We start from the raw sequence: 26,520 nt of genomic DNA on the forward strand, positions 1-26,520 counted from the left end.
GCGGATGACCAGCAAGGTGGCGGAAGAGTCGCTCGGGTACGAGCAGGCACGGGACGAGCTGATCGAGGTCGTGCGGCGCCTGGAGGCGGGCGGTACGACGCTCGAGGAGTCCCTCGCGCTCTGGGAGCGGGGCGAGGAGCTGGCCAAGGTGTGCCGGCGTTGGCTGGACGGGGCGCGGGCGCGGCTGGACGCGGCACTGGCCGAGGAGGAAGAGGCCGGGACCGAGGGCGACGCCGAGTAGGAGATCCGGGTGATCTGTGAACCGGATCACCATGGCCCGGTATTTGTTGAAGGTTGAACTTCAGTCGCGTAGCGTCGAGAACGTCAACCGGTCCCCGGTCCGTTTCCGGGGGCGACGCGCCACCGGAGAAGGTTTCCCATGTCTCTCGTTCTTGACCCCGCCGCCCAGGACCTGCTCTTCCGCGAGGCCCGTACCGCGAACACCTTCACCGACGAGCCGGTGACCGACGAGCAGGTCCAGGCCATCTACGACCTGGTCAAGTACGGCCCGACCGCCTTCAATCAGAGCCCGCTGCGCATCACCCTGGTCCGCTCCGCCGAGGCCCGCGAGCGCCTGGTCCAGCACATGGCCGAGGGCAACCAGCCCAAGACCTCCACCGCCCCGCTGGTCGCGATCCTCTCCGCGGACAACGAGTTCCACGAGGAGCTGCCGGAGCTCTTCCCGCACTTCCCGCAGGCCAAGGACGTCTTCTTCAGCGAGCGCCCCGCCCGCGAGGGTGCCGCCGGGCTGAACGCCGCCCTGCAGGCCGCGTACTTCATCATCGGCGTCCGTGCCGCGGGCCTCGCCGCCGGCCCGATGACCGGTCTGGACTTCGAGGGCGTCCGCAAGGAGTTCCTGGACGACGACCACACCCCGCTGATGGTCGTCAACATCGGCAAGCCGGGCGCGGACGCCTGGTTCCCGCGCTCCCCGCGCCTGGCGTACGACGAGGTCGTCACCACCGTCTGAGACGGCTGACACGCGACGAGAGGGCCCGGCCGCCTGGCGGCCGGGCCCTCTCGCGTGGTCTCACGCCGTCTTGAGCGACTTCGCCATCTCGGCCAACTGGCCGAACGATCCCGTGCCCGCGACCACCGTCGTCGCGCCGTCGCCGGTGTGGACGAGGGCGTCGTAGCGGCCGCCGGTGTACCGCGTCCAGGTGCGGCCCGCGATCTGCTGGGTCTGCTTCGTCGCCTCGCCGCCCTGGCTCGCCTCGTCGATGAACGTCGACGGCTTCTGCGTCGACTGCTCGACCTGCACGTACTGATCACCAGGGGCCTGGAAACCCAGGTGCCAGGCGTCGAACCGGTCGCCCTGGAAACGCACCGAAGTCGCCTTCCAGCCGGCCGGCAGATCCTCGGGCGCGGCCACCGGATAGGAGGCCGCGCGGCGGGCCGTGAGCAGCTCGACGCGGTAGTCGACCGTCTTGATGTCGGGAGCGGAGTCGTCGTGCGGGATGAACACGTAGATGACCGCCGCCGCGATCCCGATCAGGCCCAGGGAGAGAATCATGTCCCGGACCGTCTTCTGCTTGCCGTTCGAACCTGCCACGCCCCCTATCGTCGCAGGTGCCCGGTCCGCTCATCCGTGGGGTCCCCTGCTCATTTTGTCGGACTGAGGATAGAGTCGACGGTCGAACCCTCATCCGGCCGTCGTCGTATCAGAAAGGTGCGCTCCGATGACCGAGCATCATCATCTGCCGTCCGAACTCGAGGTCCCCTCCGAGGCCCCCGACCGCAACCTCGCCCTGGAACTCGTCAGGGTGACCGAAGCCGCCGCGATGGCCGCGGGCCGCTGGGTGGGCCGGGGCGAGAAGAACGGCGCCGACGGCGCCGCGGTGCGCGCCATGCGGTCCCTCGTCTCCACCGTGTCGATGAACGGCGTGGTCGTCATCGGTGAGGGCGAGAAGGACGAGGCCCCGATGCTCTTCAACGGAGAGCGCGTGGGCGACGGGACCGGCCCCGAGTGCGACATCGCCGTCGACCCGATCGACGGGACCACGCTGACGGCCAAGGGCATGCCGAACGCGATCGCCGTGCTGGCCGCGGCGGACCGCGGGTCGATGTTCGACCCGTCCGCCGTGTTCTACATGGACAAACTGGTCACGGGTCCCGAGGCCGCGGACTTCGTCGACATCAACGCGCCGGTCTCCGTGAACATCCGGCGGGTCGCCAAGGCCAAGCGGTCCACTCCGGAGGACGTGACCGTGGTCATCCTCGACCGGCCCCGGCACGAAGGGATCATCAAGGAGATCCGGGAGGCGGGAGCGCGGATCAAGCTGATCTCCGACGGCGACGTGGCGGGGTCGATCTACGCGCTGCGCGAAGGCACCGGCGTCGACATGCTGCTGGGCATCGGCGGTACGCCGGAGGGGATCATCTCGGCCTGTGCCGTGAAGTGCCTCGGGGGGACGATCCAGGGCAAGCTGTGGCCGAAGGACGACGAGGAGCGGGCGCGGGCGATCGACGCCGGGCACGATCTGGACCGGGTGCTCATGACCGACGACCTGGTGTCCGGGGAGAACGTGTTCTTCGTGGCCACCGGGATCACCGACGGTGAGCTGCTGCGTGGTGTGCGGTACCGGTCGGAGACCGCGACGACCGACTCGATCGTGATGCGGTCGAAGTCGGGGACGGTGCGGCGGATCGACTCCGAACACCGGCTCAGCAAGCTGCGGGCCTACAGCGCGATCGACTTCGACCGCGCGAAGTAGCTCGCGCCCGAAGCAAGTGGGCGCCCCCGGTGCGGAGGGGGCGCCCTTTCCCTTTGCCCTTGTTGCCCTTGCTTCAGCCTGCCTGGGCTATGCGCGCCGCCCTCGCCGCCTTCTGCAGTTCCAGGTCGCGGCGGCGCCTGCGGGCCAGGACCACCCGGCGTTCCGCTGCGGTGAGGCCGCCCCAGACGCCGTAGGGCTCGGGTTGGAGCAGGGCGTGTTCGCGACACTCGACCATGACGGGACAGCGGGCGCAGACGCGCTTCGCGGCCTCCTCGCGGGAAAGCCTGGCGGCGGTGGGTTCCTTGGACGGGGCGAAGAACAGGCCGGCCTCGTCGCGCCGGCACACCGCCTCGGTGTGCCATGGAGCGTCTTGGTCCCTGTCCCGCACTGGCACCCGCTGGGCCGGAACGGCAGCGACCTGCAGGGACGAATGCGGCGGTTGCAGCACGGTCTACTCCTGACGACGGCTTCGCGAGCGAGAGACGATGCAGCAAGCCCTACCCGCTGTGCGCGCGCCTATGCACTGAGTCCCGAACCGCTGGATCGCGGGCGGTCGCGTGCGCTTCCGGGAGCCCGCCTCGGGCGGATCCGTCCGCTTCGGGTGCGCCCGGATTCACAACCGTCAACGATCCAGGTGTTTGCGCAAACTCCTGTCGACCTTGCGATCGACCGCGCGCTGAACCCGGTCGAGGATGTCCGCGACGAGCTTGCCCCGCTTCGGCTTCGCGTCGACACTGCCGAGGACGGCCCAGCCGTCGACGTAGACCACGGGCGCGTCCTGCTCGGCCGAGTCGAGCGTGTCCACCTGGAAGTCGCCGAGGACACCGACTCCCGTGCCGCGCAGCGAGATGTTCTCGGGGACGCGCACCTCGACGCTGCCGCAGAGCGAGAACGCCTTGATCACGACCTGGCGGTACTCGAAGATCGCCTCACTGAGGTCGATCTCCACGCTGCCGAAGATCGCGTAGGCGTGGATGCGGCGGCCCGCGCGCCAGCGGCCCTTGCGGACGGCGGCACTCAGGACCGCCACCACGTTGTCGTCGGGGTCGTGGGGTATCGCGTCGGTCGGGCGGTTCGGGGCCGGGGTCCAGGCCGGGGCGGCGCGACGCTCGTGGGCCGCCGGCAGGTCCCGTATGAAGACCTCCAGCTCGCCCACCGTCTTGGCGCTCAGCACCCCCTCGACCCGCTCCGCGTGCTCGTCCGCGGTGAGGCGGCCCTCGGCGAGGGCCTCGCGCAGGATGTCGGCGATACGGTCGCGGTCGGCGTCCGAGGCACGCAGGTCGGCCACCGCGGGTGCGGGGCCGGCGTGCTTCTGAAGGTCGGGCTTCTGAAGGTCCACGGCAGCAGCGTACCGAAACGCGATAGATCGCGACCAGGCCTGTGGACAACTCTTCGCGAACCAACTGAGCCTTACCTCACAAGCTCCCTTCCTTGGACAGGTTCTACGCTGGTGAGGCCCGCCAACGGAGGTGGGCGGCCGTCTTTCGAGTGAGGAATGGGCTGAGATGCCTGAGTTCGCGTATACGGATCTGCTCCCCATGGGAGAGGACACCACCCCCTACCGGCTGGTGACCTCCGAGGGTGTCTCCACCTTCGAGGCCGACGGGCGGACCTTCCTCAAGGTGGAGCCGGAGGCGCTGCGCAAGCTCGCCACGGAGGCCATCCACGACATCCAGCACTACCTGCGGCCCGCGCACCTCGCTCAGCTGCGGCGGATCATCGACGACCCCGAGGCGTCGAGCAACGACAAGTTCGTGGCGCTGGACCTGCTGAAGAACGCGAACATCGCGGCGGCGGGCGTCCTCCCGATGTGCCAGGACACCGGCACCGCGATCGTCATGGGCAAGCGCGGCCAGAACGTGCTGACGGCGGGCGGTGACGAGGCGGCGCTGTCGAAGGGCATCTACGACGCGTACCTGAACCTCAACCTGCGCTACTCGCAGATGGCCCCGCTGACCATGTGGGACGAGAAGAACACCGGTTCCAACCTCCCGGCGCAGATCGAGCTGTACGCCACGGACGGCGGCGCGTACAAGTTCCTGTTCATGGCGAAGGGCGGCGGTTCGGCCAACAAGTCGTTCCTGTACCAGGAGACGAAGGCCGTCCTGAACGAGGCCTCCATGATGAAGTTCCTGGAGGAGAAGATCCGTTCGCTGGGTACGGCCGCCTGTCCGCCGTACCACCTGGCGATCGTCGTGGGCGGTACGTCGGCCGAGTACGCGCTGAAGACCGCGAAGTACGCCTCCGCGCACTACCTGGACGAGATTCCGGCCGAGGGCTCGGAGCTCGGGCACGGTTTCCGGGACAAGGAGCTGGAGGAGAAGGTCTTCGAGCTGACGCAGAAGATCGGGATCGGGGCGCAGTTCGGCGGGAAGTACTTCTGCCACGACGTGCGTGTCGTACGGCTGCCTCGGCACGGCGCGTCCTGTCCGGTCGCCATCGCCGTATCCTGCTCGGCCGACCGCCAGGCCGTCGCGAAGATCACCGCGGAGGGCGTGTTCCTGGAGCAGCTGGAGACGGACCCGGCGCGGTTCCTGCCCGAGACGACGGACGAGCACCTGGAGTCCGACGGTGACGTCGTCAAGATCGACCTCAACCAGCCGATGGACGACATCCTCGCGGAGCTCACCAAGTACCCGGTGAAGACGCGGCTTTCGCTGACCGGTCCGCTCGTGGTCGCGCGTGACATCGCGCACGCCAAGATCAAGGAGCGTCTTGACGCGGGCGAGGAGATGCCGCAGTACCTCAAGGACCACCCGGTGTACTACGCGGGTCCGGCGAAGACGCCCGAGGGCTACGCGTCCGGTTCCTTCGGCCCGACGACGGCCGGCCGGATGGACTCCTACGTCGAGCAGTTCCAGGCGGCGGGCGGATCCAAGGTGATGCTGGCCAAGGGCAACCGCAGCAAGCAGGTCACCGACGCGTGCGACGCGCACGGCGGCTTCTACCTCGGCTCCATCGGCGGCCCGGCCGCCCGGCTCGCCCAGGACTGCATCAAGAAGGTCGAGGTCGTCGAGTACGAGGAGCTCGGCATGGAGGCGGTCTGGAAGATCGAGGTCGAGGACTTCCCGGCGTTCATCGTCGTCGACGACAAGGGCAACGACTTCTTCACCGCACGGGAACCCGAGCAGCCGACGTTCACCAGCATCCCGGTCCGGGGTCCTGGCCTGGCCTGACGGCGAAGCGCACGCTCTTGTTGAAGCCTCCGGACCCCTCGGCGGACGCCGGGGGGGTCCGTTGCTGCGTTCACCGGTTGGCGGCCAGCACGGCCCTGAGGCCCTCTTGCAGGTCTTTGACGAAATACTCGGGAACCTCCAGCGACGGGAAATGGCCCCCGCTTTCGGGCGACTCCCATCGGACGATCTGCCGGTACCGCTCCTGTGCCCAGGGGCGCGGAGACTTCTCGATGTCGCGGGGATACATGGTGATCGCCGACGGGACGTCGACCCGGAGTTCCGGGTCCAGCGAGTTGTGGCTTTCGTAGTAGATGCGGGCCGCCGATGCGCCGGTCCGCGTCAGCCAGTACAGGGTGACGTCGTCAAGAACCCTGTCCATGGAGATCGTCTCGAACGGGCTGTCCTCGGTGTCCGACCACTCGGCGAACTTGTCGAGGATCCAGGCAAGAAGCCCGACCGGTGAGTCGACGAGCGAGTAGCCGATGGTCTGCGGTCGCGTCGCCTGCTGCTTCGCGTACGCCGCGCGGTGGCGCCAGAAATCACGGGTTTCCTCGGTCCACTCGCGCTCGGCCGCCGTCAGCCCGTCCGTGGTCAACCCGGGCGGCGCCTCCGCGAACAATGTGTGGATGCCGAGAACCTGCTCCGGGAACCTGCCGCCGAGGACCGTGGTGATATTGCCTCCCCAATCGCCGCCGTGGGCCACGAACTTGCTGTAGCCGAGCCTTCCCATCAGTTCCACCCATGCGGCCGCGATCTTTTCGGTTCCCCACCCGGTGATGGCCGGCTTGTCGCTGTACCCGAAGCCCGGCAGCGACGGGACCACGACATGGAACGCCGGCGCGTCCGCGTCCTTCGGGTCTGCCAGCTCGTCCACCACATCGATGAACTCGGCAATGCTGCCCGGCCAGCCGTGCGTCAGGATCAGCGGAGTGGCATCCGTGCGCCCGGATCGGCGGTGCAGGAAGTGGATTCCCAGACCATCAATGGTCGTGCGGAACTGGCCGATTCGGTCGAGGCGCTCTTCGAACGACCGCCAGTTGTACGCGGTGCGCCAGTAGTTGACGACCTCGACGAGGTCGGCGAGCGGAACGCCCTGTTCCCATCGGCGAGGGTCGGGCGCGCCGCGCCGGACCGTCTCGGCCTCCGGTAGTCGCGCCGCGGCCAGTCGTGCGCGCAGTTCGTCGAGGTCGGCGTCGGTTGCGTGGGCTTCAAATGCCTGTACGTCGCTGGTCGGACGGGGCATGAGACCTCCTGGCCGTCGTGGAACCGTCTAAGGCGGTTCCAGCGTGACACGCCTTCCTGCCGACGAGCAACCGGCTAAGGTGGTTCCATGCGTGCCGGCCTCCCTGACTTCCGCCTCGGTACCGTGCTGGCGACCAGCTTCACGGGGACTCTGTCGGAGCGTCATGGCAACGCCGTGGAGCGCATTCCCACGCCGCAACGACTCGTCGACTGGCTGGCCCTGTACGGCCTCGCCGTGGACTCCTGCACCCCTGCCCAGCTCGACCTCGCCCGGGAACTGAGGGAGTCGATTCACGCCGCCGCGACAGCCGCCGCGATCCAGGACGCTCTCCCTGCGTCCGCTGTCCAAGTCATCAACGACCGCAGCGTCCAGGGTCGGGCCGCGGCGGTCCTGACCCCCGAGGGCGAGCGGCGATGGCAGCTCGGCTCGGCTTCCCGTGTGGAAGACGCCCTCGGCGTGATCGCCGCCGACGCGATCAGCATCATCGCGGGCGAACGAGACGGAAAACTGGCCTTGTGCGCATCACCGACCTGCCGGGCCGCCTTCTTCGACACCAGCCAGAGCCGCACCCGCAAATGGTGCGACATGAACACGTGCGGGAATCGCCAGAAGAAGGCGCGCTTCCATGCCAACCAGCGCAAAAACACCAGCTCAGCGGTCGGCTGACCGGCGGTTCAGCCAGGAGAACGACGCGATCGGCTTCGACGTCGAACCCGAGAACGGGATGCCCTTAGTCGCCCCCCGGATCCATCGCAGGAAGCCGCAGAGCACATCGAGTCGCTCCTGGCCCCGCAGCGCACGCAGATCGACATCGAGCACGGCCCGCATCGCGGCAGTCGTTTTCGCAGTAGGAATCGAGGACGTGGTCGGCCGAGGCGGAGGCCCATGCCGCCGAGGACCATGTCGCCTCGCGACTCAACGACATCGTCGAGCGACTCGACCCGCACACGTACCGCACCGACCGCCTCGAACAGACACTGCGGTCCCTCACCACCGAACTGGCCGAGCGGCTGCGTGCGGAGTCGCAGCAGGCCGACCTGCGCGCACGGGAGTTGGCCCAGCACGCCCGCCAGGTCCAGTCCCGCGCCGATGAACTGCACCGTTACCCGGCCACTCTGATCCCGCCCGCCGAGCGGCCGAGCCTGCCGGGCCAGGTCCTGCGGCAGGAATAGCCTCGGCGGTCACGGACGCTGACCACGACGGAGGTGATCGGCAGTGGCCGACGAGCAGCAGGAACAGGCGTTTCGCATCGAGCACGACTCCATGGGCGAGGTCCGTGTCCCGGTGGACGCCAGGTGGCGGGCCCAGACCCAGCGGGCCGTGGAGAACTTCCCCATCTCCGGACAGCGGATCGAACGGGCGCACATCGAGGCGCTCGCCCGGATCAAGGGAGCGGCCGCGAAGGTGAACGCGCGGCTGGGAGTGCTCGACAAGGACGTCGCGGAGGCGATCCAGGAGGCGGCCGACGAGGTGGCCCGCGGCGACTGGGACGCGCACTTCCCCGTCGACGTCTTCCAGACCGGGTCCGGCACCTCGTCCAACATGAACACCAACGAGGTCATCGCGACGCTGGCGACCGAGCGGCTCGGCCGTGACGTGCACCCCAACGACCACGTCAACGCCTCCCAGTCGTCCAACGACGTCTTCCCCTCCTCCATCCACATCGCCGCCACCGCCGCCGTCACCCGGGACCTGATCCCGGCGCTCCAGCACCTCGCCGCCGCCCTCACCCGCAAGTCCGAGGAGTTCGCCGACGTCGTGAAATCCGGGCGGACCCATCTGATGGACGCCACCCCGGTGACCTTGGGGCAGGAGTTCGGCGGGTACGCGGCACAGATCCGGTACGGCGTCGAGCGGCTCGAGGCCTCGCTGCCCCGGCTCGCCGAGCTGCCGTTGGGCGGCACCGCGGTCGGCACCGGCATCAACACCCCGCCCGGTTTCCCCGCCGCCGTCATCGAGGAGGTCGCCCGCACCACCGGGCTGCCGCTCACCGAGGCGCGGGACCACTTCGAGGCGCAGGGCGCCCGGGACGGGATCGTGGAGACCAGCGGACAGCTCAGGACCATCGCGGTCGGCCTGACGAAGATCGCGAATGATCTGCGGTGGATGTCCTCCGGGCCCAGGACCGGGCTCGCGGAGATCTCCCTGCCCGACCTCCAGCCCGGCTCGTCGATCATGCCCGGCAAGGTCAACCCCGTGATCCCGGAGGCCGTCCTCATGGTCGCCGCGCAGGTCGTCGGGAACGACGCGACCGTCGCCACCGCCGGTGCGGCCGGCAACTTCGAGCTCAACGTCATGCTGCCGGTCATCGCCAAGAACGTCCTGGAGTCGGTCCGGCTGCTCGCCAACGTGTCCCGGCTGCTGGCCGACCGGACCGTCGACGGGATCGTCGCGCACCGCGAACGCGCCCGGGAGTACGCCGAGTCCTCGCCCTCCGTGGTCACCCCGCTCAACAAGTACATCGGGTACGAGGAGGCCGCGAAGGTCGCCAAGAAGGCCCTCGCGGAGCAGAAGACGATCCGCCAGGTCGTGCTGGAGAGCGGCTATGTCGAACGCGGCGATCTCACGGCGGAGCAGCTCGACGAGGCGCTGGATGTCCTGCGGATGACACGGCCGTAACCTTTCCCCGCCCCGGGGTGAACCGTGACACGCACCGCAGCGTCGTATGCCTATGGCACCTAATATCTGTTCATGGCAGACGGTGGAGCGGTGAGAGCGGTGGAAGCGGGTACGTCGGCGCACTTCTGGGAGCCCGGGAGTCAGATCCTGTGGCGCTACCGGGAGAATGCCGGCGCGCACGTGCACATCGCCCGTCCGGTCACCGTCGTACGCGACGACGAGGACCTGCTCGCCGTGTGGCTGGCACCGGGGACCGAGTGTGTGAGGCCGGTGCTGGCCGACGGTACACCGGTGCATGCCGAGCCGTTGGAGTCGCGTTACACCAAGCCGCGTTCCGTCCAGCGGGACCGCTGGTTCGGCACCGGGGTGCTGAAGCTGGCGCTGCCGGGACTGCCGTGGTCGGTGTGGCTGTTCTGGGAGCCGGGCTGGCGGTTCAAGAACTGGTATGTGAACCTCGAGGAGCCGCTGGCGCGGTGGGCCGGGGGTGTGGACTCCGAGGACCACTTCCTGGACATCACCGTGGATCCGGACCGCAGGTGGCAGTGGCGGGACGAGGACGAGTTCGCGCAGGCCCAGCAGGACGGGCTGATGGGCCCGGACCTGGCCGAACAGGTCAGGCAGGCGGGGCGGTCCGCGGTGGAGGTGATCCGCGCCTGGGGCCCGCCGTTCTCGGACGGCTGGCCCGACTGGCGGCCCGATCCGTCCTGGACTGTGCCGCTTCTTCCGGAAGACTGGGACCGTATGCCCGCGCACTTGTCCTCATGAGACCCTTGATGCGCCCCGGGGCTGCAAACGTAGGATCGTCCTCCGCAAGAGTGCGCAGTGGCAACTACCGGGGCGGGCACTGGGCTTGACCGATCGTCACCGAGGGGCGGCAGGACGTGAGCGTGGGGTACGAGGGCAACACCGGTACGGGCCGCGCAAGGTTGACCAAAAACGCAGGAACAGCCCCTGACCACGCGGGAATTCCGTTCCTGGGACACGCATTCCGGGTATCGGGATTTCGGCGGGACCAACTGCGCGTACGGCGTGCAGCCCCGGACGGACGGATTCGACACGCGTGACGGAGCACCCGACCTCCTTCGAACGCCCCCAGCCGGGCGTCGACCCCACGGACCCCCGCGGGGCGCTCCTGCGTTCCCCGGCGCCACCGGCCGCCCAGGGTGTCGAGGCGGCGACGGCTTTACCCGTCCAGGCCCGCTCCGGTGACCCCACGTCGGACGCGGCACCCGTCGTCCAGGGCAGCAGCACGACCGGCAGGACCGGTAACCACAAGGACGTGGGCATGAATTCGGCCGGTACCGGCCCCGAGCACTCCCAGCCGGCCGCCGCCGAGCAGGACACGCATCGCCCGCGGCCCGTACCCGAAGGCGTCCCGGTCCAGCCGGGCGCCGAGGAGGACCGGTCCCAGAGCGGCGTGGGCGGCGAGGAACGCCGTGGCGGACAGGGCACGGTCCCCGGCCGGCCCACGCCCATGCGGCGGGACGGCGACCGGCTGCGCTTCGTGGGCGCGGCGACCCGCCGGATCGCGCGCGGCATCGACCTGGACGAGATCGTGATGGGTCTGTGCCGGGCGACCGTGCCGACGTTCTCGGACGCGATCCTCGTCTATCTGCGCGACCCGCTGCCCGTCGGCGACGAGCGGCCCACCGGTCCGCTCGTGCTCCGGCTGCGGCGCAGTGACCGGATTCCGCAGCAGGAGCGGGACCTGGAGGACGGCATCCTGCCGGTGCCGGTGCCGGAGAACCCGACCGAACTGGACGCCCTCGGCACCGAACTGTGCGAGGTGCAGCCCGGCAGCGCCCTCGCCGAGGTCCTGCGCGGGGTGCGCCCGGTCTTCACGGACACGCCCGCGGCCCGCGCCGCGCTGCCCGAGCTGCTCGGCGAGGGCGGCGAGTTCGCCGTACCGACGGGTCGGCGAACGATTCTGGCCCCGCTGCGCGGGCGGCGCCGGGTCATCGGTGCCGCGCTGTTCCTGCGCCGCCCCGACCGCATCCCCTTCGACCCGGACGACCTGCTCGTCGCCGCCCAGCTCGCCACGCACAGCGCGCTGGGCATCGACAAGGCCGTCCTGTACGGCCGTGAGGCGTACATCGCCGACGAGTTGCAGCGCACCATGCTGCCCGAGACGCTCCCGCGGCCGACGGGAGTACGGCTGGCGTCGCGCTATCTGCCCGCCGCCGAGACGGCCCGGGTGGGCGGTGACTGGTACGACGCGATCCCGCTGCCGGGCAGCCGCGTCGCCCTGGTCGTGGGTGACGTGATGGGCCACTCCATGACGTCCGCGGCGATCATGGGTCAGCTGCGGACCACGGCACAGACGCTGGCCGGGCTCGATCTGCCCCCGCAGGAGGTGCTGCACCACCTCGACGAGCAGGCGCAACGGCTCGGTACGGACCGTATGGCGACCTGCCTCTACGCCGTGTACGACCCGGTGTCGCACCGCATCACCATCGCCAACGCCGGTCATCCGCCACCGGTGCTGCTGCACCTGGGCGGGCGTGCCGAGGTGCTCCGGGTGCCGCCGGGCGCGCCGATCGGTGTCGGGGGCGTGGACTTCGAGGCCGTGGAGCTGGACGCGCCGGCCGGGGCGACGCTGTTGCTGTACACCGACGGGCTCGTCGAGTCCCGGCTGCGGGACGTGTGGACCGGGATAGAGCAGTTGCGGGAGAAGCTCGCCGCGACCGCCCAGCTCACCGGGCCGGATCATCCGCCGCCGCTGGAGGCGTTGTGCGACGAGGTGCTCGACATGCTCGGGCCGGGTGACCGGGACGACGACATCGCGTTGCTCGCGGCCCGCTTCGACGGGATCGCGCCCAGTGATGTGGCGTACTGGTTCCTGGAGCCGGAGGACGCGGCGCCGGGGCGGGCGCGGCGGCTCGCGCGGCGGGCGCTGTCCCGCTGGGGCATGGAGGATCTCACCGACTCCGTCGAGCTGTTGGTGAGTGAGGTCGTGACGAACGCGGTGCGGTATGCGACGCGGCCCGTCACGCTTCGGCTGTTGCGGACCGATGTGCTGCGGTGCGAGGTCGGGGACGACGTGCCGCAACTGCCGCGGCTGCGGCAGGCACGGGCCACCGATGAGGGTGGGCGAGGGTTGTACCTCGTCAACCGGCTGGCCCGGCGGTGGGGAGCGACCCGGCTCAGCACCGGCAAGGTGGTGTGGTTCGAGCTCAACAGGAGCTGAAGCACCTCTGACATGCGAGAAGGGGCGCCCGGTGGCCACCGGGCGCCCCTTCTTCTTCGCTATTGGCCGTTGTTCGGGTCGAACGGAAGATTCGGTGAGGTCGATGTCTCGACCGGAGTGCTCTGCTCGCCGGTCGGCGGAGACTGCGACGGCGACTGCGACGGGGATTGCGAGGGGGTCTCCGACGGCGTCTCCGAGGGCGTCTCCGACGGTTTCTCCGTGGTCGGGGTCGACGACGGCGTCTCGGACCGGGAGAGGGTCGGACTCGGGGTCCAGGTGGGCTGAACCGCTGCGCCCTGGTCGGTCTCCAGGTCGAACTTGGTGTTCTTGCCCGCGACGCCGAAGGTGTACGCCGCCCAGATCTCCGCCGGGAAGCCGCCGCCGTTGACGCGGTCGAGGCCGGCCGTGTTGTACAGCTTGCTCTGCTTGTGGGTCTTGTAGTCCTCACCGAACAGACCGACCGAGGTGACCAGGTCCGGGGTGTAACCGGTGAACCAGGCCGACTTGTTGTCGTCGGAGGTACCGGTCTTGCCGGCGACCTTGCGCCCGTCGCGGGCCGGGTTCTGCTCCACGGACTTCTTGGCCGTACCGTCGTCGACCACGCCTGTCAGCACCGAGGTCACCGTGTCGGCGGCCTCCCGGCTGATGACCTGCTCGCCGATCGGGTCGGGCATCTGGAACTCGGTGCCGCCCTGCTCCGCCGACTTGATGATGGTCGGCGTGACCTGCTTGCCGTGGTTGTCGAGGGTGGCGTAGACGCCGGCCATCTGGATCGGGCTCGCGCCCATGGTGCCCAGAGTGTAGGCGGGCAGCGGTTTCATCGTGCCGGTGTCCATGCCGAGCTTGGTGGCCGTCGCGAGCACCTTGTCCATGCCGACGTCGACGCCCATCTGCGCGAAGACGGAGTTGATGGACTTGTTCATCGCCGTCTGCACGGTGACCTTGCCGTAGTTCGTGTCGTCCTCGTTCTCGGGACCGAATCCGACCTTGTTGCCGTTGCCGTCCACGACCTGACGCTTGCTGGTGCCGTCGTAGATCGTGTTGGCGCCGATCGTCTTGCCTTCCTGCGTCTCGGAGTTGTTTTCCAGGGCGGCGGCGAGGATGACCGGCTTGAAGGTCGACGCGGGCTGGTAGTCGGTGCGGTTGGCGTTGCTGTAGAAGTGCTTGGTGTAGTCGGTGCCGCCGTACAGGGCGACGATCTTCCCGGTCTTGGGGTCGACGGAAGCGGCGCCGGCCTGGACGTTCCTGTCGACGGTCCGCTTCTTCGGGTCCAGTTGGCTGGTCAGCTGGGTCTTGACCGCCTTCTCCAGCTTGGCCTGCTTCTTCTTGTCGATGTTCAGGGTGAAGGTCCACCCCGAGTTCTCGACGCGGGCCTCCGCCTCGTCCTGGGTGATGTTCTCCTTGGCCATCAGCTGCTTCTCGAGCTGCTGCTTGGCGAGCTTGATGAAGTAGCCCTTCTGCCCCTCGAGGCCGGGGGCGGCCTTGGGCTCCTCGGGCTTCGGGAACGTCATCTCCGCGCGCTTGGTCTTGTCCAGCCAGCCCTGCTTGACCATGTTGTCCAGGACGTAGTTCCAGCGGGCCGTCACCAGTTCCTTGCCGGTCTTGCTGGCGACCGCCCAGTCGTACTGGCTCGGGGCCTGGAGCAGCGCGGCGAGGTACGCGCCCTGCTCGACGCTGAGCTTCTTGGCGTCGACGCGGTAGTAGTCCTGGGCGGCGGCCTGGATGCCGTAGGCGCCGCGGCCGTAGTAGCTGGTGTTGATGTAGCCCGCGAGGATCTTGTCCTTGGACGTCGTGCGGTCCACCTTCAACGAGATGACCAGTTCCTTCAGCTTGCGCGTAACGGTCTGGTCCTGGTCGAGGTAGTAGTTCTTGACGTACTGCTGGGTGATCGTCGAGCCACCCTGCTTGCCCTTGCCGGAGAGCGTGTTGAGCAGACCGCGGGCGGTGCCCCTGAGGTCGACGCCGGAGTCCGTGTAGAAGGTCTTGTTCTCCGCCGCCACGAAGGTGCGCTGGACCGGCTTGGGCACCTCCGAGAGGTCCACGATCTCGCGGTTGGTGTCGCCCTCGCGGGCCATGACCGAGCCGTCGCTGTACTTGTAGATGTTGCTCTGTTCCTGCGCTTTGGCGTTGCCCTTGGGCACCTCGATCATCATGTACATCACGATGAAGGCGCCGATGCCGAGCAGGCAGAAGCCGAGGAAGGTGCCGAGGATCTTCTTCCAGGTGAAGAGCCGGCGTATGCCGCTCTTACCCTTCTTGGTGCCCTTCTTACCGCGGGCGGCAGCCTTGCGCGCCGCGGCCCTGCCGCCCGGCGCGATGCCCTCGCCCGGCGCGATGCCCTCGCTCGGCGTCCCGGACGAGCGCGTGGGCGGCGCCGCGCGGCGGCCACCGCGCTGACGTGCTCTTCTCTCTTCCGCTCGTCCCATGGATCGACTCGCTCCGCTTCCTCATCGGCGGCCACACAGGTTCGTGGCACAGGTCAGCTCAGAAAGCTAACACCGGTCCATATGGCGCCGGACCTTCGATCGGGTCATCGGGGGGCGTGAGAATCAGCACCCGCCTCCTCGGAACCAGACCCCCGAGAGGGTGTCAAGGTTGCCGGGACAGGGTAAAGTGATATCAATTAGTTAGCATCGAGCTAGACCGAAACGGGGGGACCTCCATGTCCGCGCAAGACTCCGCACCCATCGCCGACACACCCGACATGCCCGCCCCGCGCGTGCGAGAGTTCGCCGCGCACAGCATCGGCGGCGCGCTCGCGCTGCTGCTGGGCCTGGTCGGGCTGCTGCTCGCCGTCTTCCTGTTCGCCGCGAGCGGCGAGAGCCCCGGCTTCGCCGTCGGCGGGGCCCTCGTCCTGATCGTGGCGCTCATCTCGCTGCGCGGCCTGAACACCGTCGCGCCGGGCGAGGCCCGGGTGGTCCAGCTCTTCGGGCGCTACAAGGGCACGATCCGCCAGGACGGCCTGCGCTGGGTGAACCCCTTCACCTCCCGCGCGAAGGTCTCCACCCGGGTCCGCAACCACGAGACCGCCGTCCTCAAGGTCAACGACGCCTACGGCAACCCCATCGAGCTGGCCGCGGTCGTGGTGTGGAAGGTCGAGGACACCGCACAGGCCACCTTCGAGGTGGACAACTTCGTGAAGTTCGTCGCCACCCAGACGGAGACGGCGGTGCGGCACATCGCCATCGAGTACCCCTACGACGCCCACGAGGAGGACGGACTCTCCCTGCGGGGCAACGCCGACGAGATCACCCAGAAGCTCGCCACCGAGCTGCACGCGCGCGTGGAGTCGGCCGGTGTCCAGATCATCGAATCCCGCTTCACCCACCTCGCCTACGCGCCGGAGATCGCCTCGGCGATGCTCCAGCGGCAACAGGCCGGCGCTGTCGTCGCGGCCCGGCGGCAGATCGTGGAGGGCGCGGTCGGCATGGTCGAGGAGGCGCTCGCCCGGATCACCGAGCGGGACATCGTCGAGCTGGACGAGGAGCGCAAGGCGGCGATGGTGTCCAACCTGATGGTGGTGCTGTGCGGCGACCGCGCCCCGCAGCCCGTTCTCAACACCGGGACGCTTTACCAGTGACGACACCTTCCGAGGGGGGCTCCCCCGAGCGGCGGCCTCAGCAGCGCAAGCAGGTGCTGCTGAGGCTGGACCCCCTGGTGTACGAGGCGCTGGCGCGGTGGGCCGGGGACGAGCTGCGGTCGGCGAACGCGCAGATCGAGTTCCTGCTGCGCCGGGCACTGAAGGAGACCGGCCGGCTGCCCGGCGACACCGGGCCGCTGCCGCGCCGGGGACGGCCACCCAAGGAACGGCCATCCAGAGAACGGCCGCCCGAAGACGCGTAGCAGAACCGTGACAATCGGCCCTCACCTGCGCCTCCTCACGTCCCGACCTCCTCTAAACACCCTGCGTATACATGGTGGGTATACACCGCATGTACAGTCCTTCCCATGTCCATCGGTCACACCCTCCTAGGGCTCCTGGAGTCCGGGCCCCGCCACGGTTACGACCTCAAGCGGGCCTTCGACGAGAAGTTCGGTCATGACCGGCCGCTGCACTACGGCCAGGTCTACTCGACGATGTCGCGGCTGCTGAAGAACGGGCTCGTCGAAGTCGACGGGATCGAGCCCGGCGGCGGCCCCGAGCGAAAGCGGTACGCCATCACCGACGCCGGGATCACCGACGTCCAGCGGTGGCTCGCGACGCCGGAGAAGCCCGAGCCGTATCTCCAGTCCACGCTGTACACCAAGGTCGTCCTCGCGCTGCTCACGCACCGCAACGCCGGCGACATCCTCGACAACCAGCGCGCCGAGCACCTGCGGATGATGCGCATCCTCACCGACCGCAAGCGCAAGGGTGATCTCGCCGACCAGCTGATCTGCGACCACGCCCTGTTCCATCTGGAAGCCGACCTGCGCTGGCTGGAGCTCACCGCCGCGCGTCTCGACAAGCTCGCGGAGGTGGTGGTCAAGTGACCCCGGCCGGTTCCCTGCTCGTAGCCGACGCGCTGCGCAAGACCTACGGTCCGACCGTCGCGCTCGACGGCGCCGAGTTCTCCATCCACCCCGGCGAGGTCGTCGCCGTGATGGGCCCCTCCGGGTCCGGTAAGTCGACCCTGCTGCACTGTCTCGCCGGGATCGTCACGCCCGACTCGGGCTCGATCACCTACAACGGCCGGGAGATGGCCACGATGAACGACGCCGAGCGCAGTGCGCTCCGGCGCTCCGAGTTCGGGTTCGTCTTCCAGTTCGGGCAGCTCGTCCCCGAACTGACCTGCGTGGAGAACGTGGCGCTGCCGCTGCGGCTCAACGGCACGTCCCGCAAGGAGGCCGAGAAGGCGGCGCTCGGCTGGATGGAACGCCTCGAGGTCGACGACCTGAGGAAGAAGCGGCCCGGTGAGGTGTCCGGCGGTCAGGGGCAGCGCGTGGCAGTGGCCCGCTCCCTGGTGACCAACCCGCGCGTGCTGTTCGCCGACGAGCCGACCGGAGCGCTCGACTCCCTCAACGGCGAGCGTGTCATGGACCTGCTCACCGAGGCCGCCCGGTCCACCAACGCGGCCGTCGTCCTCGTCACGCACGAGGCACGGGTGGCCGCCTACTCCGACCGCGAGATCGTCGTACGGGACGGGAAGTCCCGGGACATGGAGCGGGTCGTATGAGTCTCAGCCAGTGGTGGCGAGACCTCGCCATGGGGGTCCGGTTCGCCTTCGCGGGCGGACGCGAGGGGTGGGTCCGGGCGCTGCTGACCGCGGTCGGCGTGGGCCTGGGGGTGGCGCTGCTGCTGCTGACCACCGCGCTGCCGAGCGCCCTGGCGGTCCGGCACGACCGCGAGGACGCCCGTACGGACATCACGTTCAGCGACAAGGTCATCCCTAAGGCGGCCGACACCCTGCTGGTCGCGGCCACCGGAACCACCTTCCGGGACCTGGACGTCCGCGGCCGGGAGCTGGAGCCCGAGGGACCGAAGGCGCCACTGCCGCCGGGGGTCGGGACGTTCCCGGCGGCCGGCGAGATGGTCGTCTCCCCCGCGCTGAAGAAGCTGCTGGAGTCCGGCGACGGCAGGCTCCTGCGGGACCGGCTGCCCGAGCGGATCGTCGGCACGATCGGCGAGAGCGGGCTCATCGGTTCCCATGAACTCGCCTACTACCGGGGCGCCGAGGGGCTCGCGTCCCAGGGCAACGACGGCGGCCGGATCGAACGGATCGACCGCTTCGGGAACCCGAACCCGACCCCGGAGCGCACCGACCCGGTCATGCTCCTGCTGATCCTCGTCGTCTTCGTCGTCCTGCTGATGCCGGTCGCCGTGTTCATCACCGCGGCCGTGCGCTTCGGCGGCGAGCGGCGCGACCGGCGGCTCGCGGCCCTGCGCCTGGTGGGCTCCGACGGCCGCTCGACCCGGCGGATCGCCGCCGGCGAGGCGCTCGCGGGAGCGGTGCTGGGGCTGGTCCTGGGCACCGGGTTCTTCCTGATCGGACGCGAAGTGGCGGGCTCCGTCGAGGTGTTCGGGCTGAGCGTGTTCCCGAGCTACCTCAACCCCTCCCCCGCACTGGCCCTGCTGGTCGGTCTCGCGGTGCCCGCCGCGGCCGTCATGGTGACGCTGTTCGCCCTGCGCGGCGTGGTGATCGAGCCGCTCGGCGTGGTGCGTACGGCGAAGCCCGCACGGCGCCGGCTGTGGTGGCGGCTGCTGCTGCCGCTGGCCGGACTCGCGATGCTCTACCCGATGGTCGGACAGGGCCGCGACGAGGGCGACTTCAACCAGTACCTCGTCACCGGCGGTGTCATCCTGCTCCTGGTCGGCGTGACCGCGCTGCTGCCGTGGATCGTCGAGGCGGTCGTGGCCCGGCTGGGCGCGGGCGCACTGTCCTGGCAACTGGCCGTGCGCAGACTCCAGTTGAGCAGCGGCACGGCGGCCCGGATGGTCAACGGCATCGCGGTCGCGGTGGCCGGGGCGATCGCGCTGCAGATGCTGTTCGCGGGCGTCGAGGGCGACTACACCAAGAGCACCGGCTACGACGTCTCGCGGGCGCAGATGCAGGTGAGCGTGCCGGACGGGAAGACGCTCGCCTCGGCCGCGAAGGAACTCGCCGCGACCAAGGGCGTGTCGAAGGTGTACGCGTTCGACGAGGGGTACGTCGCCGACGGGCCCGGCGACGAGGCGCGCTGGAGCCGGGTGACCGTCGCCGACTGCGGGTCCCTGCGCGAGATCGCCGTACTGCCCTCGTGCCGCGAGGGCGACTCCTTCGTCCTGCAGGGCGGCGGGGACGACGGCGAGGAGGGGGCCCTGACCGCCGAGCCCGGCCGGAAGCTCTACTTCGAGACCGCGACCTCCGACGGCTCCGAGAAGACCAAGCAGGTCGCCTGGACCCTGCCGAAGGACGTCAGGCAGGCCCGCTCCCTCGTGGATCCGACGGGCTACCGGCGCGGCGGCCTCCTGATCACCCCGAGCGCCCTGTCCTCGACGGTCGCGCCGGGGGTGCGCGGACAGATCTATCTGCGGCTCGACGAGTCGCTGCCGGACGCACCCGAGTACGCACGCAACACGGCGGCCCGCATCAACCCGCTCGAAGAGCCGATGAACTGGGTGTCGTACGAGCGCAACGACCGCTACGACACCATCCGCACCGGCCTGTTCGTCGGCGCCGCCTGTGTCCTCGCGCTGATCGGGGCGAGCCTGCTGGTCTCCCAGCTGGAGCAGCTGCGTGAGCGCAGGAAGCTGCTGTCGGCGCTGGTCGCCTTCGGGACCCGCAGGCGCACCCTGAGCCTGTCGGTGCTGTGGCAGACGGCGATCCCGGTCACGCTCGGGCTGCTGCTGGCCTCGGTGGTGGGGCTGACGCTGGGCGCGGTCCTGCTGCGGATGACGGACACCACGATCCGGGTGGACTGGCCGAGCGTGCTGTCGATGACCGGTGTGGGTGCCGCGGTGGTCCTCGTGGTGACGGTGCTGAGCCTGCCGCCGCTGCTGAGGCTGATGCGGCCGGACGGGCTGCGGACGGAGTAACCGCCCGCAGCCGGCCGTCCACCGGGCTCTAGAGGCTGTACTCCTTCACCACCCGCCGGACCTGGGCGAACAGCATGCCGACGTTGACCGACTTGCGGCAGACCACCACGGCCACGACGTCCTGCTGTTCGCTCAGCCGCACGAACAGGTGCGTGAGGTTCTCGCTGTTGACCAGGATCTCCTGGAAGAAGTGGTTGTCACTGCTGACGCCGCGGCGCTCCTTGAAGACGTCCTCGATCATCACGACCGTACGGCCCTGGAACAGGTCGAGGGTCGCACCCGCCAGGAGGTCCAGGACCTCCGGCGGGTGGTTCTCGACGGTCTCGTACGACAGCAGCATGCCGGTGGACATGTCGACCACACCGGACGCCACACAGTCGGGGGCGTCGGTGCGAAGGGACTTGACCAGGCCCATCACCTGGTCGGAGAAACCTGAGGTCATACGCTTCGTCGCCATCCCTTCAGACTCCTTCTGGCTCTTTCTCGGTCGCCTTGTCGGTGAGGATCGAGCCGATCCGGTTCAGGGTCGGCTGGGTCGCCCGGTGCAGGTCGTCCACGTCCAGGCCCTCGTCGCCGAGCACCACCATCAGGGCGGTGTCACCGACGGCGTAGAAGGCGGCGCAGCCGTGGCTGCCGTACGTCACCGTCCGGCGCAGCGTGCCGCGGGCGGTCGCCCCGGCGGTGCGCCGGGCCAGGCCGAGGCCGGCCGCGGCCAGCGCGGCGAGGCCCTCCGGGTCGATCGAGTCGGCGGTGTCCGCGGCGATGAGCAGTCCGTCCGCGGCGGCGAGCGCGGTATCGGTGATTCCGGTGACCTGTTCGCGCAGACCACGCATTTCGAGCGCCAGGGCTTTGTGATCCATTTAATCAACTCCCCTAATTCTGTTCACATCTGATCGGCTTTTTCATTTGGGCGTTCCGTTTCGGAGCCGGAAGAAGCTGCCGGGTTTTCGGCGGGGCAGATCGGTTCGTGTCGGGGACGGGGACCGCTCCACGGGCGTGGGCGTGCGAGGCCGGAGTTCGTCGCCGTCGGGAAGGGAGCGGACCGCGATGGGCGTGGCCGGTCCGGCGCATACCAGGAGCCCCTCCTCGAGCATGCGAGCGACCTCGACCGTCACGGTGTAGACACCGCGCCCGACCCGGAAGGCGAGGTCGCGGGCCGTACTGCGGCCGTCGGCGTGCGTGAGCAACTCGCGCCGCAGGGACCCGGATCCGTGGTCCGTGCCCGAGCGCACGGGCCGTTCCCGGTCGGGGTGCACCGGGTGCGGCAGCGCGTCCAGGGCGGTGAGTCTGCGGACCGCGTCCTGCAGCAGCCGCAGGGGCGGCTCGCCCAGGGGGACCTGCGCGAACGGCTCCGCGTCGGCGCGGCGTTCGCAGTCCTCCACCCGGCCCGCTGCCATCGCGAACGCGGCGTCGTGCAGGGCCAGCGCGCACACCACACGCAACTGCGCGGCCCCCGCGTAACCGTGGGCGATGAGCGCGGTGGCCGGCCAGCGCGAACCGCCGGACTCCCGCACCAACTCGGCCCACTGCTCGCCACTGACCCGCCCGGAGCGCAGCAGCAGTGCCTCGGGTCCGGGGGCACCGGGCGACTCCACGGCGACCACCCGGCCGTCCCCGAAGTGGAAGGTGCCACCGGGTGTCCCGGTGATGCGCAGCTCTCCGGTGAAGCCGTCACGGCCGCACGCGGCCAGGGCCTGTGCCAGGTGTTCGTGGCCCGACATCACACCCCCCGCCGCCTCGCACATACGCCTGACGCGTAGCGCTGAGGAGGGAATGTGTATCAGTCAGGGCGCATATTCCGGGGGCTGGTTTCCTACCTGCCGCTAGTTGACGGAAGTTGAATTCGCGGGCTGCTCAAAGCACTGTGTTCGGCGCTCATTTGACCGAATCAGAGGCAGGTTTTTCAGGGTCCGGGGGCGGTTCCGCCGGGCCTTCCTCGTCTGTGACGACCTCGTCCTCGATCTCGGGTGGCGCCGACTGTTCCTCGGCGTACGCCTTGAGGTAGCTCACCACCGTGTTCGTCACCGCCACCAGCGGTACGGCCACCACCGCGCCGCCGATGCCGGCCACCATGCCGCCCGTCGCGACCGTGAGGACGACCGCGAGCGGATGGACGCGCACCGCGCGGCCGAGGATGAACGGCTGGAGGATGTGGCCCTCGATCTGCTGGACGGCGAGGACCACCGCGAGGGTCATCACCGCCGTGAACACTCCCTGTGTGACCAGCGCGACGAGTACCGCCAGCGCGCCGGAGGCGACCGCGCCCACGAGCGGGATGAACGAGAACAGGAAGATGAAGACGGCCAGCGGGACGGCCATGGGGACGTCGAGGAAGTAGATGCCGATGCCGATGAAGACGGCGTCGATGAGGGCCACGAGGACCGTGCCGCGGACGTAGGCGGTCAGGGTGCGCCAGGCGCGCGGTCCCGCGCCGGCCACGGCGGGCCGGGCGGCCGCGGGGACCAGTTTCAGCGTCCACGCCCAGATGCGCCGGCCGTCGTAGAGCAGGAAGAGCGTGGAGAAGAAGGTCAGCAGGATGCCGGTGAGCGCCTCCACGACAACCTGGACGCCCTCCAGGCCCGCCGACGTGATCTGGTCGGTGTTGGCGCCGACCGCCTCCCGCAGATTCTTCGCTATCTGGTTGATCTGCTTGTCGGTGACGTGGAAGGGGCTCTTCAGGAGCCAGTTGCGCAGGTCGTCGATGCCGCTCTGGATCTGGTTGGAGAGATCGTCGATGTTCTCCATGACCTGCCAGGTCACGAACCAGCCCATCAGGCCGATCACGACGAAGCCCAGGATCGCGGTGAGAGCCGTGGCGGGGCCGCGCGGGACGCCGTGCCGCATGAGACGGGCCACCGTCGGCTGGAGCAGCGCGGTGATGAGCAGGGCGACGACGAAGGCGAAGACGACGAGCTGTACGGAGCTGATGACCCGCATCAGCACCCAGACGGTGCCCGCGAGCACCAGGAGCCGCCAGCCGGCCTCGGCGGCGACCCGTACGCCCCATGGCACGGCCTGCGCCGGATCGGGGCGGGGAACCAGCACGACGGGCGCACGGGAGGCGGCGCTCGACGGCTTCCTCGGCCGGCGCTCAGGCGGCTCCACCGAGTCGGCCTCGGCCTCCTCGCGGGCCACCTCCGCGCGGCGCTCGTCCAACCGCTCACCCATATCGGTCAGTCGGGTACCGATCCGACCGAGCCACCCTGGCACTCGCGACATGATCCGTCCTCTTCCCCCGTCTCTCCTCACCACTCCCCCCTGGAGTCGTCCGGTCCGACCGTACATGGCTGAAGCCCCTCCCCCTAGGACGGGGAGGGGCTTCGCGAGGTTGAGAGCAGGGCGCGCTCAGTACCAGTTGTTGGCCTGCCAGAACGACCAGGCCTCGCAGGGGCTGCCGTACCGGCTGTCCATGTAGTTGAGGCCCCACTTGATCTGGGTGGCCGGGTTGGTCTGCCAGTCGGAGCCGACCGACGACATCTTGGAGCCCGGCAGGGCCTGGAAGAGACCGTAGGCACCGGAGGAGGCGTTGACGGCCCGGTAGTTCCAGCTGGACTCGTGGTCCACGATGTTGCTGAAGCACTGGAACTGCCCGCTCGGCACCATCGAGGCAGCCATCGACTGGATCTGCGCGACGGTGTACGAGCTCTGGACCGGGAAGCTGGAGGAGCTCCTGCTGGCCTTTTCCTTGGCCTCGGCGCGCTCCTTGGCTTCCTTGGCCGCCTTCTCGGCGGCCTCCTTCTTCTCGATCGCGGACTTGGCGGCGGCCTTGCGCGCCGACTCCTCCGCGACCTTCTTGGCGCTCGCGTCCGCTGCGATGGCCTGGGTGTCGGCCTGCTGCGTGAGGGACGCGGTCTGCACCTGAGCCTGCTCACCCGCGGGGATGTCCGCCAGGAGCGTCGTGCCGGCTGCCGTCGCCTCGGCGTCGTTCGGCTGCGCGACACTGCCGGAGGCAACTCCGACAACGCTTCCGACAGCGGTGACCGCGGTGGCGGAGGCCACTGCGAATCCCCGGACCGAAATCGGGCTCACACGGTTTCCTTCCAGCATCGTCCGCTTCGGTGACCCTGGCGGACGCAATCGTGCCCCTAGACACTGGCCTCCCAACAAAAGGGGTCACGGGAGGCACGGGCCCGGTGGGCAACTCCCTCGCGGGGAGCGCCGCATGGTGCACGGGCGGCATACGACGACGCTGTGGAGTTGGTGGTGTTGCTGTGGTGCCGTACCGCTGGGGGTACAGGTGTGTCGTATGCGGGGCCTGACAGGAAGGAGACTCTGCCGTAACCGGACGCCGGGTGGCAATTCTGAGTTGCGTGTGAAAGCTCACATCCCGTTTGGGCCCTGGGATTTCGAGAAACAGCGCCACGCGAAGGCGCCGCCCGGCTAGGCTCTTGGCCTTTCCGGACGGCGCCAACTGGCAGGTACTACCTCAGATTTGGCCGTCTTCGAGCATTTCGGTCACAAGGGCCGCGATCTGGGACCTCTCGGACCTCGTCAGCGTGACGTGGGCGAAGAGGGGGTGCCCCTTCAGCTTCTCCACCACGGCGACCACACCGTCGTAGCGACCGACCCTCAGATTGTCCCGCTGGGCCACGTCATGGGTCAGAACGACCCGTGAATTCGCGCCGATTCGGGACAGAACGGTGAGAAGTACGTTCCGTTCCAGGGACTGCGCCTCGTCCACGATCACGAACGCGTCGTGGAGCGAGCGGCCGCGGATGTGGGTGAGCGGCAGAACCTCGAGCATGCCGCGTGCGGTGACCTCCTCGATGACCTCGCGGCTGGTGACCGCGGACAGCGTGTCGAAGACCGCCTGCGCCCAGGGGCTCATCTTCTCGGACTCGGAGCCCGGCAGATAGCCCAGTTCCTGCCCGCCGACCGCGTAGAGCGGACGGAAGACCATGACCTTCTTGTGCTGGCGGCGCTCCAGGACCGCCTCCAGGCCCGCGCACAGCGCGAGCGCCGACTTGCCGGTGCCGGCCCGGCCGCCCATGGACACGATCCCGATGTCGGGGTCGAGGAGGATGTCCAGTGCGATGCGCTGCTCCGCACTCCTCCCCTTGATGCCGAACGCCTCCCGGTCGCCCCGCACCAGACGGACGTTTCCGTCGGGCGAGACCCGGCCGAGGGCCTTGCCTCGCTCCGAGTGGATCGTCAGCCCGGTGTGCACGGGGACGTCGGCGGCCTCGGGAACGTAGACATGCCCCTCCTCGAAGAGGATGTCCACCTGCTCACCCGGCAGGGTCAGCTCGGACATTCCGGTCCAGCCGGAATTCTCCGTGATGGCGAGCTCGGCGCGGTACTCCTCGGCGAGGAGTCCGACCGAGGACGCCTTGATCCTGAGCGGGAGGTCCTTCGACACGACGGTGACGTCGAATCCCTCGGCCTGCAGGTTGCGGGCGACCGCGAGGATGCGGGAGTCGTTGTCACCAAGGCGGTATCCGGACGGCAGCACGCTGGGGTCCGAGTGGTTGAGCTCGACACGGACGGTCCCGCCGAGTTCCCCGATCGGGATGGGGGCGTCGAGGCGGCCGAACCGGACCCGGAACTCGTCGAGCAGCCGCAGGGCCTGCCGGGCGAAGTAGCCGAGTTCGGGATGGTGCCTCTTGGCCTCCAGCTCCGTGACCACGACGATGGGGAGCACGACCTCGTGCTCGTCGAAGCGGTTCAGGGCGTTCGGGTCGGCCAGCAGGACGCTGGTGTCGAGAACATAGGTGCGCCGGTCAGGCATGCGGCGCTTTGTGCTGGTCACCACGGAAGGACGTACCCCCTCGGATGAGGTCGGGGAGCGACGGAGTGGAGCTGGACCGGTCGTCGGCCCGTTTGCACGGACCGGGAACCGGCCCTCCACTGCTTCTTCCGTGCTGAGACCGCACGGTCGAGCTGGTGCAAGGGGCCTCCCGGGCGGACGGCCCCGTGCCGTCCGCTGAGATCCGACACCCGTGGTTCGGGCATCGACCTGACTGGCTTATGCCCTCGAACGAGCGATGCCATGCCAGCTCATGTGACGACGCCCTGGTGAACTCCTGGGGATCTGGGGGTATCGCCCTGAAAACGCGACACTTCCGCCCCGAACGGGGTACCCGGAA

General features: G+C 69.2%; 24 protein-coding genes. 13 read left to right on the forward strand and 11 right to left on the reverse strand.

The annotated features are described in order from the left end of the window. Nucleotides 1–4 precede the first annotated feature (4 nt). Complete coding sequence (locus OG841_RS17030; protein ID WP_328640699.1) at nucleotides 5–241, forward strand: exodeoxyribonuclease VII small subunit; 237 nt, start codon at nucleotides 5–7, stop codon at nucleotides 239–241. Nucleotides 242–379: 138 nt separating this feature from the next. Continuing rightward, complete coding sequence (locus OG841_RS17035) at nucleotides 380–970, forward strand: malonic semialdehyde reductase (RefSeq protein WP_365118852.1); 591 nt, start codon at nucleotides 380–382, stop codon at nucleotides 968–970. A gap of 60 nt (nucleotides 971–1,030) precedes the next feature. On the opposite strand, the gene OG841_RS17040 is transcribed toward OG841_RS17035, so the two are convergent. After that, on the reverse strand, nucleotides 1,031–1,552 hold the full coding sequence (locus OG841_RS17040; protein WP_328640697.1) for a DUF4245 domain-containing protein: 522 nt from the start codon (nucleotides 1,550–1,552) through the stop codon (nucleotides 1,031–1,033). A gap of 127 nt (nucleotides 1,553–1,679) precedes the next feature. On the opposite strand from OG841_RS17040, the gene glpX reads away from it, so the two are divergent. Further along, the gene (gene glpX, locus OG841_RS17045; RefSeq protein ID WP_037719931.1) at nucleotides 1,680–2,714 is read left to right on the forward strand and encodes a class II fructose-bisphosphatase; all 1,035 of its coding nucleotides are present in this window, start codon (nucleotides 1,680–1,682) and stop codon (nucleotides 2,712–2,714) included. 73 nt (nucleotides 2,715–2,787) lie between these two features. Here the strand turns inward: glpX and OG841_RS17050 are convergent, their stop codons facing one another. Both OG841_RS17050 and OG841_RS17055 read right to left on the reverse strand, forming a co-directional pair. Next, nucleotides 2,788–3,162, reverse strand: coding sequence for a WhiB family transcriptional regulator (locus tag OG841_RS17050; RefSeq protein WP_079072149.1), 375 nt, complete (start codon nucleotides 3,160–3,162; stop codon nucleotides 2,788–2,790). A 174-nt stretch (nucleotides 3,163–3,336) separates the two neighbouring features. After that, nucleotides 3,337–4,053: a DUF1707 SHOCT-like domain-containing protein gene (locus OG841_RS17055; RefSeq protein WP_328640696.1), complete on the reverse strand. Its 717-nt coding sequence runs from the start codon at nucleotides 4,051–4,053 to the stop codon at nucleotides 3,337–3,339. A gap of 166 nt (nucleotides 4,054–4,219) precedes the next feature. Between OG841_RS17055 and OG841_RS17060 the strand changes: the two genes are divergently transcribed. Continuing rightward, on the forward strand, nucleotides 4,220–5,890 hold the full coding sequence (locus OG841_RS17060) for a fumarate hydratase (protein WP_266560072.1): 1,671 nt from the start codon (nucleotides 4,220–4,222) through the stop codon (nucleotides 5,888–5,890). Between the two features lie 70 nt (nucleotides 5,891–5,960). On the opposite strand, the gene OG841_RS17065 is transcribed toward OG841_RS17060, so the two are convergent. Beyond that, nucleotides 5,961–7,133: an epoxide hydrolase family protein gene (locus OG841_RS17065; RefSeq protein WP_328640695.1), complete on the reverse strand. Its 1,173-nt coding sequence runs from the start codon at nucleotides 7,131–7,133 to the stop codon at nucleotides 5,961–5,963. A gap of 87 nt (nucleotides 7,134–7,220) precedes the next feature. On the opposite strand from OG841_RS17065, the gene OG841_RS17070 reads away from it, so the two are divergent. The 4 genes from OG841_RS17070 (at nucleotide 7,221) to OG841_RS17085 (ending at nucleotide 12,939) form a co-directional block, all read left to right on the forward strand. Further along, on the forward strand, nucleotides 7,221–7,799 hold the full coding sequence (locus OG841_RS17070; RefSeq protein ID WP_328640694.1) for a CGNR zinc finger domain-containing protein: 579 nt from the start codon (nucleotides 7,221–7,223) through the stop codon (nucleotides 7,797–7,799). 549 nt (nucleotides 7,800–8,348) lie between these two features. Then, on the forward strand, nucleotides 8,349–9,752 hold the full coding sequence (locus tag OG841_RS17075; RefSeq protein ID WP_328640693.1) for a class II fumarate hydratase: 1,404 nt from the start codon (nucleotides 8,349–8,351) through the stop codon (nucleotides 9,750–9,752). A gap of 72 nt (nucleotides 9,753–9,824) precedes the next feature. Next, nucleotides 9,825–10,517, forward strand: a complete 693-nt coding sequence (gene fomD / locus OG841_RS17080; RefSeq protein ID WP_328640692.1) for a cytidylyl-2-hydroxypropylphosphonate hydrolase — start codon at nucleotides 9,825–9,827, stop codon at nucleotides 10,515–10,517. A 295-nt stretch (nucleotides 10,518–10,812) separates the two neighbouring features. Next, a complete protein-coding gene (locus OG841_RS17085) occupies nucleotides 10,813–12,939 on the forward strand; it encodes a SpoIIE family protein phosphatase (RefSeq protein WP_328640691.1) in 2,127 nt (708 codons plus the stop codon). 59 nt (nucleotides 12,940–12,998) lie between these two features. Here the strand turns inward: OG841_RS17085 and OG841_RS17090 are convergent, their stop codons facing one another. Further along, the gene (locus tag OG841_RS17090; RefSeq protein WP_328640690.1) at nucleotides 12,999–15,365 is read right to left on the reverse strand and encodes a transglycosylase domain-containing protein; all 2,367 of its coding nucleotides are present in this window, start codon (nucleotides 15,363–15,365) and stop codon (nucleotides 12,999–13,001) included. A gap of 236 nt (nucleotides 15,366–15,601) precedes the next feature. On the opposite strand from OG841_RS17090, the gene OG841_RS17095 reads away from it, so the two are divergent. From OG841_RS17095 to OG841_RS17115, 5 genes are all read left to right on the forward strand, one after another. Continuing rightward, nucleotides 15,602–16,519, forward strand: a complete 918-nt coding sequence (locus tag OG841_RS17095; RefSeq protein WP_328640689.1) for an SPFH domain-containing protein — start codon at nucleotides 15,602–15,604, stop codon at nucleotides 16,517–16,519. Continuing rightward, nucleotides 16,465–16,782 (forward strand): hypothetical protein, encoded by a 318-nt coding sequence (locus OG841_RS17100; RefSeq protein WP_328640688.1) that lies wholly within the window; start codon nucleotides 16,465–16,467, stop codon nucleotides 16,780–16,782. Before OG841_RS17095 ends, OG841_RS17100 begins: the two co-directional genes overlap by 55 nt. Nucleotides 16,783–16,887: 105 nt before the next feature. Next, entirely contained in the window at nucleotides 16,888–17,412 is a 525-nt protein-coding gene (locus OG841_RS17105; protein ID WP_059204631.1) for a PadR family transcriptional regulator, read from the forward strand. Beyond that, nucleotides 17,409–18,095 (forward strand): ABC transporter ATP-binding protein, encoded by a 687-nt coding sequence (locus tag OG841_RS17110; protein WP_311718975.1) that lies wholly within the window; start codon nucleotides 17,409–17,411, stop codon nucleotides 18,093–18,095. Before OG841_RS17105 ends, OG841_RS17110 begins: the two co-directional genes overlap by 4 nt. Continuing rightward, complete coding sequence (locus OG841_RS17115) at nucleotides 18,092–20,434, forward strand: ABC transporter permease (protein WP_328640687.1); 2,343 nt, start codon at nucleotides 18,092–18,094, stop codon at nucleotides 20,432–20,434. The genes OG841_RS17110 and OG841_RS17115 overlap by 4 nt, the downstream gene beginning before the upstream one ends. Before the next feature lie 28 nt (nucleotides 20,435–20,462). On the opposite strand, the gene OG841_RS17120 is transcribed toward OG841_RS17115, so the two are convergent. The 6 genes from OG841_RS17120 to OG841_RS17145 all read right to left on the reverse strand — a co-directional run bounded on the left by OG841_RS17120 (nucleotide 20,463) and on the right by OG841_RS17145 (nucleotide 26,186). After that, complete coding sequence (locus OG841_RS17120) at nucleotides 20,463–20,891, reverse strand: hypothetical protein (RefSeq protein ID WP_057609978.1); 429 nt, start codon at nucleotides 20,889–20,891, stop codon at nucleotides 20,463–20,465. A gap of 4 nt (nucleotides 20,892–20,895) precedes the next feature. After that, nucleotides 20,896–21,294, reverse strand: a complete 399-nt coding sequence (locus OG841_RS17125) for a roadblock/LC7 domain-containing protein (protein WP_328640686.1) — start codon at nucleotides 21,292–21,294, stop codon at nucleotides 20,896–20,898. Nucleotides 21,295–21,336: 42 nt separating this feature from the next. Further along, complete coding sequence (locus OG841_RS17130) at nucleotides 21,337–22,155, reverse strand: MarR family transcriptional regulator (protein WP_328640685.1); 819 nt, start codon at nucleotides 22,153–22,155, stop codon at nucleotides 21,337–21,339. A gap of 154 nt (nucleotides 22,156–22,309) precedes the next feature. Next, on the reverse strand, nucleotides 22,310–23,653 hold the full coding sequence (locus OG841_RS17135) for an AI-2E family transporter (protein ID WP_328640684.1): 1,344 nt from the start codon (nucleotides 23,651–23,653) through the stop codon (nucleotides 22,310–22,312). A 126-nt stretch (nucleotides 23,654–23,779) separates the two neighbouring features. Next, nucleotides 23,780–24,463: a transglycosylase SLT domain-containing protein gene (locus OG841_RS17140; RefSeq protein WP_328640683.1), complete on the reverse strand. Its 684-nt coding sequence runs from the start codon at nucleotides 24,461–24,463 to the stop codon at nucleotides 23,780–23,782. 397 nt (nucleotides 24,464–24,860) lie between these two features. Next, on the reverse strand, nucleotides 24,861–26,186 hold the full coding sequence (locus tag OG841_RS17145) for a PhoH family protein (RefSeq protein WP_266560106.1): 1,326 nt from the start codon (nucleotides 26,184–26,186) through the stop codon (nucleotides 24,861–24,863). Between the last annotated feature and the right edge of the window lie 334 nt (nucleotides 26,187–26,520).

It is taken from the genome of Streptomyces canus (assembly GCF_041435015.1).
In the GTDB taxonomy this organism is placed as follows: Bacteria; Actinomycetota; Actinomycetes; order Streptomycetales; family Streptomycetaceae; genus Streptomyces; species Streptomyces canus_G.

Bases quoted from the DNA above. Each gene is read 5' to 3' on its own strand.
- OG841_RS17090 (WP_328640690.1), bottom strand. From the start codon at position 15,365: ATGGGACGAGCGGAAGAGAGAAGAGCACGTCAGCGCGGTGGCCGCCGC.
- glpX (WP_037719931.1), top strand. From the start codon at position 1,680: ATGACCGAGCATCATCATCTGCCGTCCGAACTCGAGGTCCCCTCCGAG.
- OG841_RS17105 (WP_059204631.1), top strand. From the start codon at position 16,888: ATGTCCATCGGTCACACCCTCCTAGGGCTCCTGGAGTCCGGGCCCCGC.
- OG841_RS17070 (WP_328640694.1), top strand. From the start codon at position 7,221: ATGCGTGCCGGCCTCCCTGACTTCCGCCTCGGTACCGTGCTGGCGACC.
- OG841_RS17125 (WP_328640686.1), bottom strand. From the start codon at position 21,294: ATGGATCACAAAGCCCTGGCGCTCGAAATGCGTGGTCTGCGCGAACAG.
- OG841_RS17030 (WP_328640699.1), top strand. From the start codon at position 5: ATGACCAGCAAGGTGGCGGAAGAGTCGCTCGGGTACGAGCAGGCACGG.
- fomD (WP_328640692.1), top strand. From the start codon at position 9,825: ATGGCAGACGGTGGAGCGGTGAGAGCGGTGGAAGCGGGTACGTCGGCG.
- OG841_RS17135 (WP_328640684.1), bottom strand. From the start codon at position 23,653: ATGTCGCGAGTGCCAGGGTGGCTCGGTCGGATCGGTACCCGACTGACC.
- OG841_RS17130 (WP_328640685.1), bottom strand. From the start codon at position 22,155: ATGTCGGGCCACGAACACCTGGCACAGGCCCTGGCCGCGTGCGGCCGT.
- OG841_RS17115 (WP_328640687.1), top strand. From the start codon at position 18,092: ATGAGTCTCAGCCAGTGGTGGCGAGACCTCGCCATGGGGGTCCGGTTC.
- OG841_RS17120 (WP_057609978.1), bottom strand. From the start codon at position 20,891: ATGGCGACGAAGCGTATGACCTCAGGTTTCTCCGACCAGGTGATGGGC.
- OG841_RS17065 (WP_328640695.1), bottom strand. From the start codon at position 7,133: ATGCCCCGTCCGACCAGCGACGTACAGGCATTTGAAGCCCACGCAACC.
- OG841_RS17095 (WP_328640689.1), top strand. From the start codon at position 15,602: ATGTCCGCGCAAGACTCCGCACCCATCGCCGACACACCCGACATGCCC.
- OG841_RS17035 (WP_365118852.1), top strand. From the start codon at position 380: ATGTCTCTCGTTCTTGACCCCGCCGCCCAGGACCTGCTCTTCCGCGAG.
- OG841_RS17060 (WP_266560072.1), top strand. From the start codon at position 4,220: ATGCCTGAGTTCGCGTATACGGATCTGCTCCCCATGGGAGAGGACACC.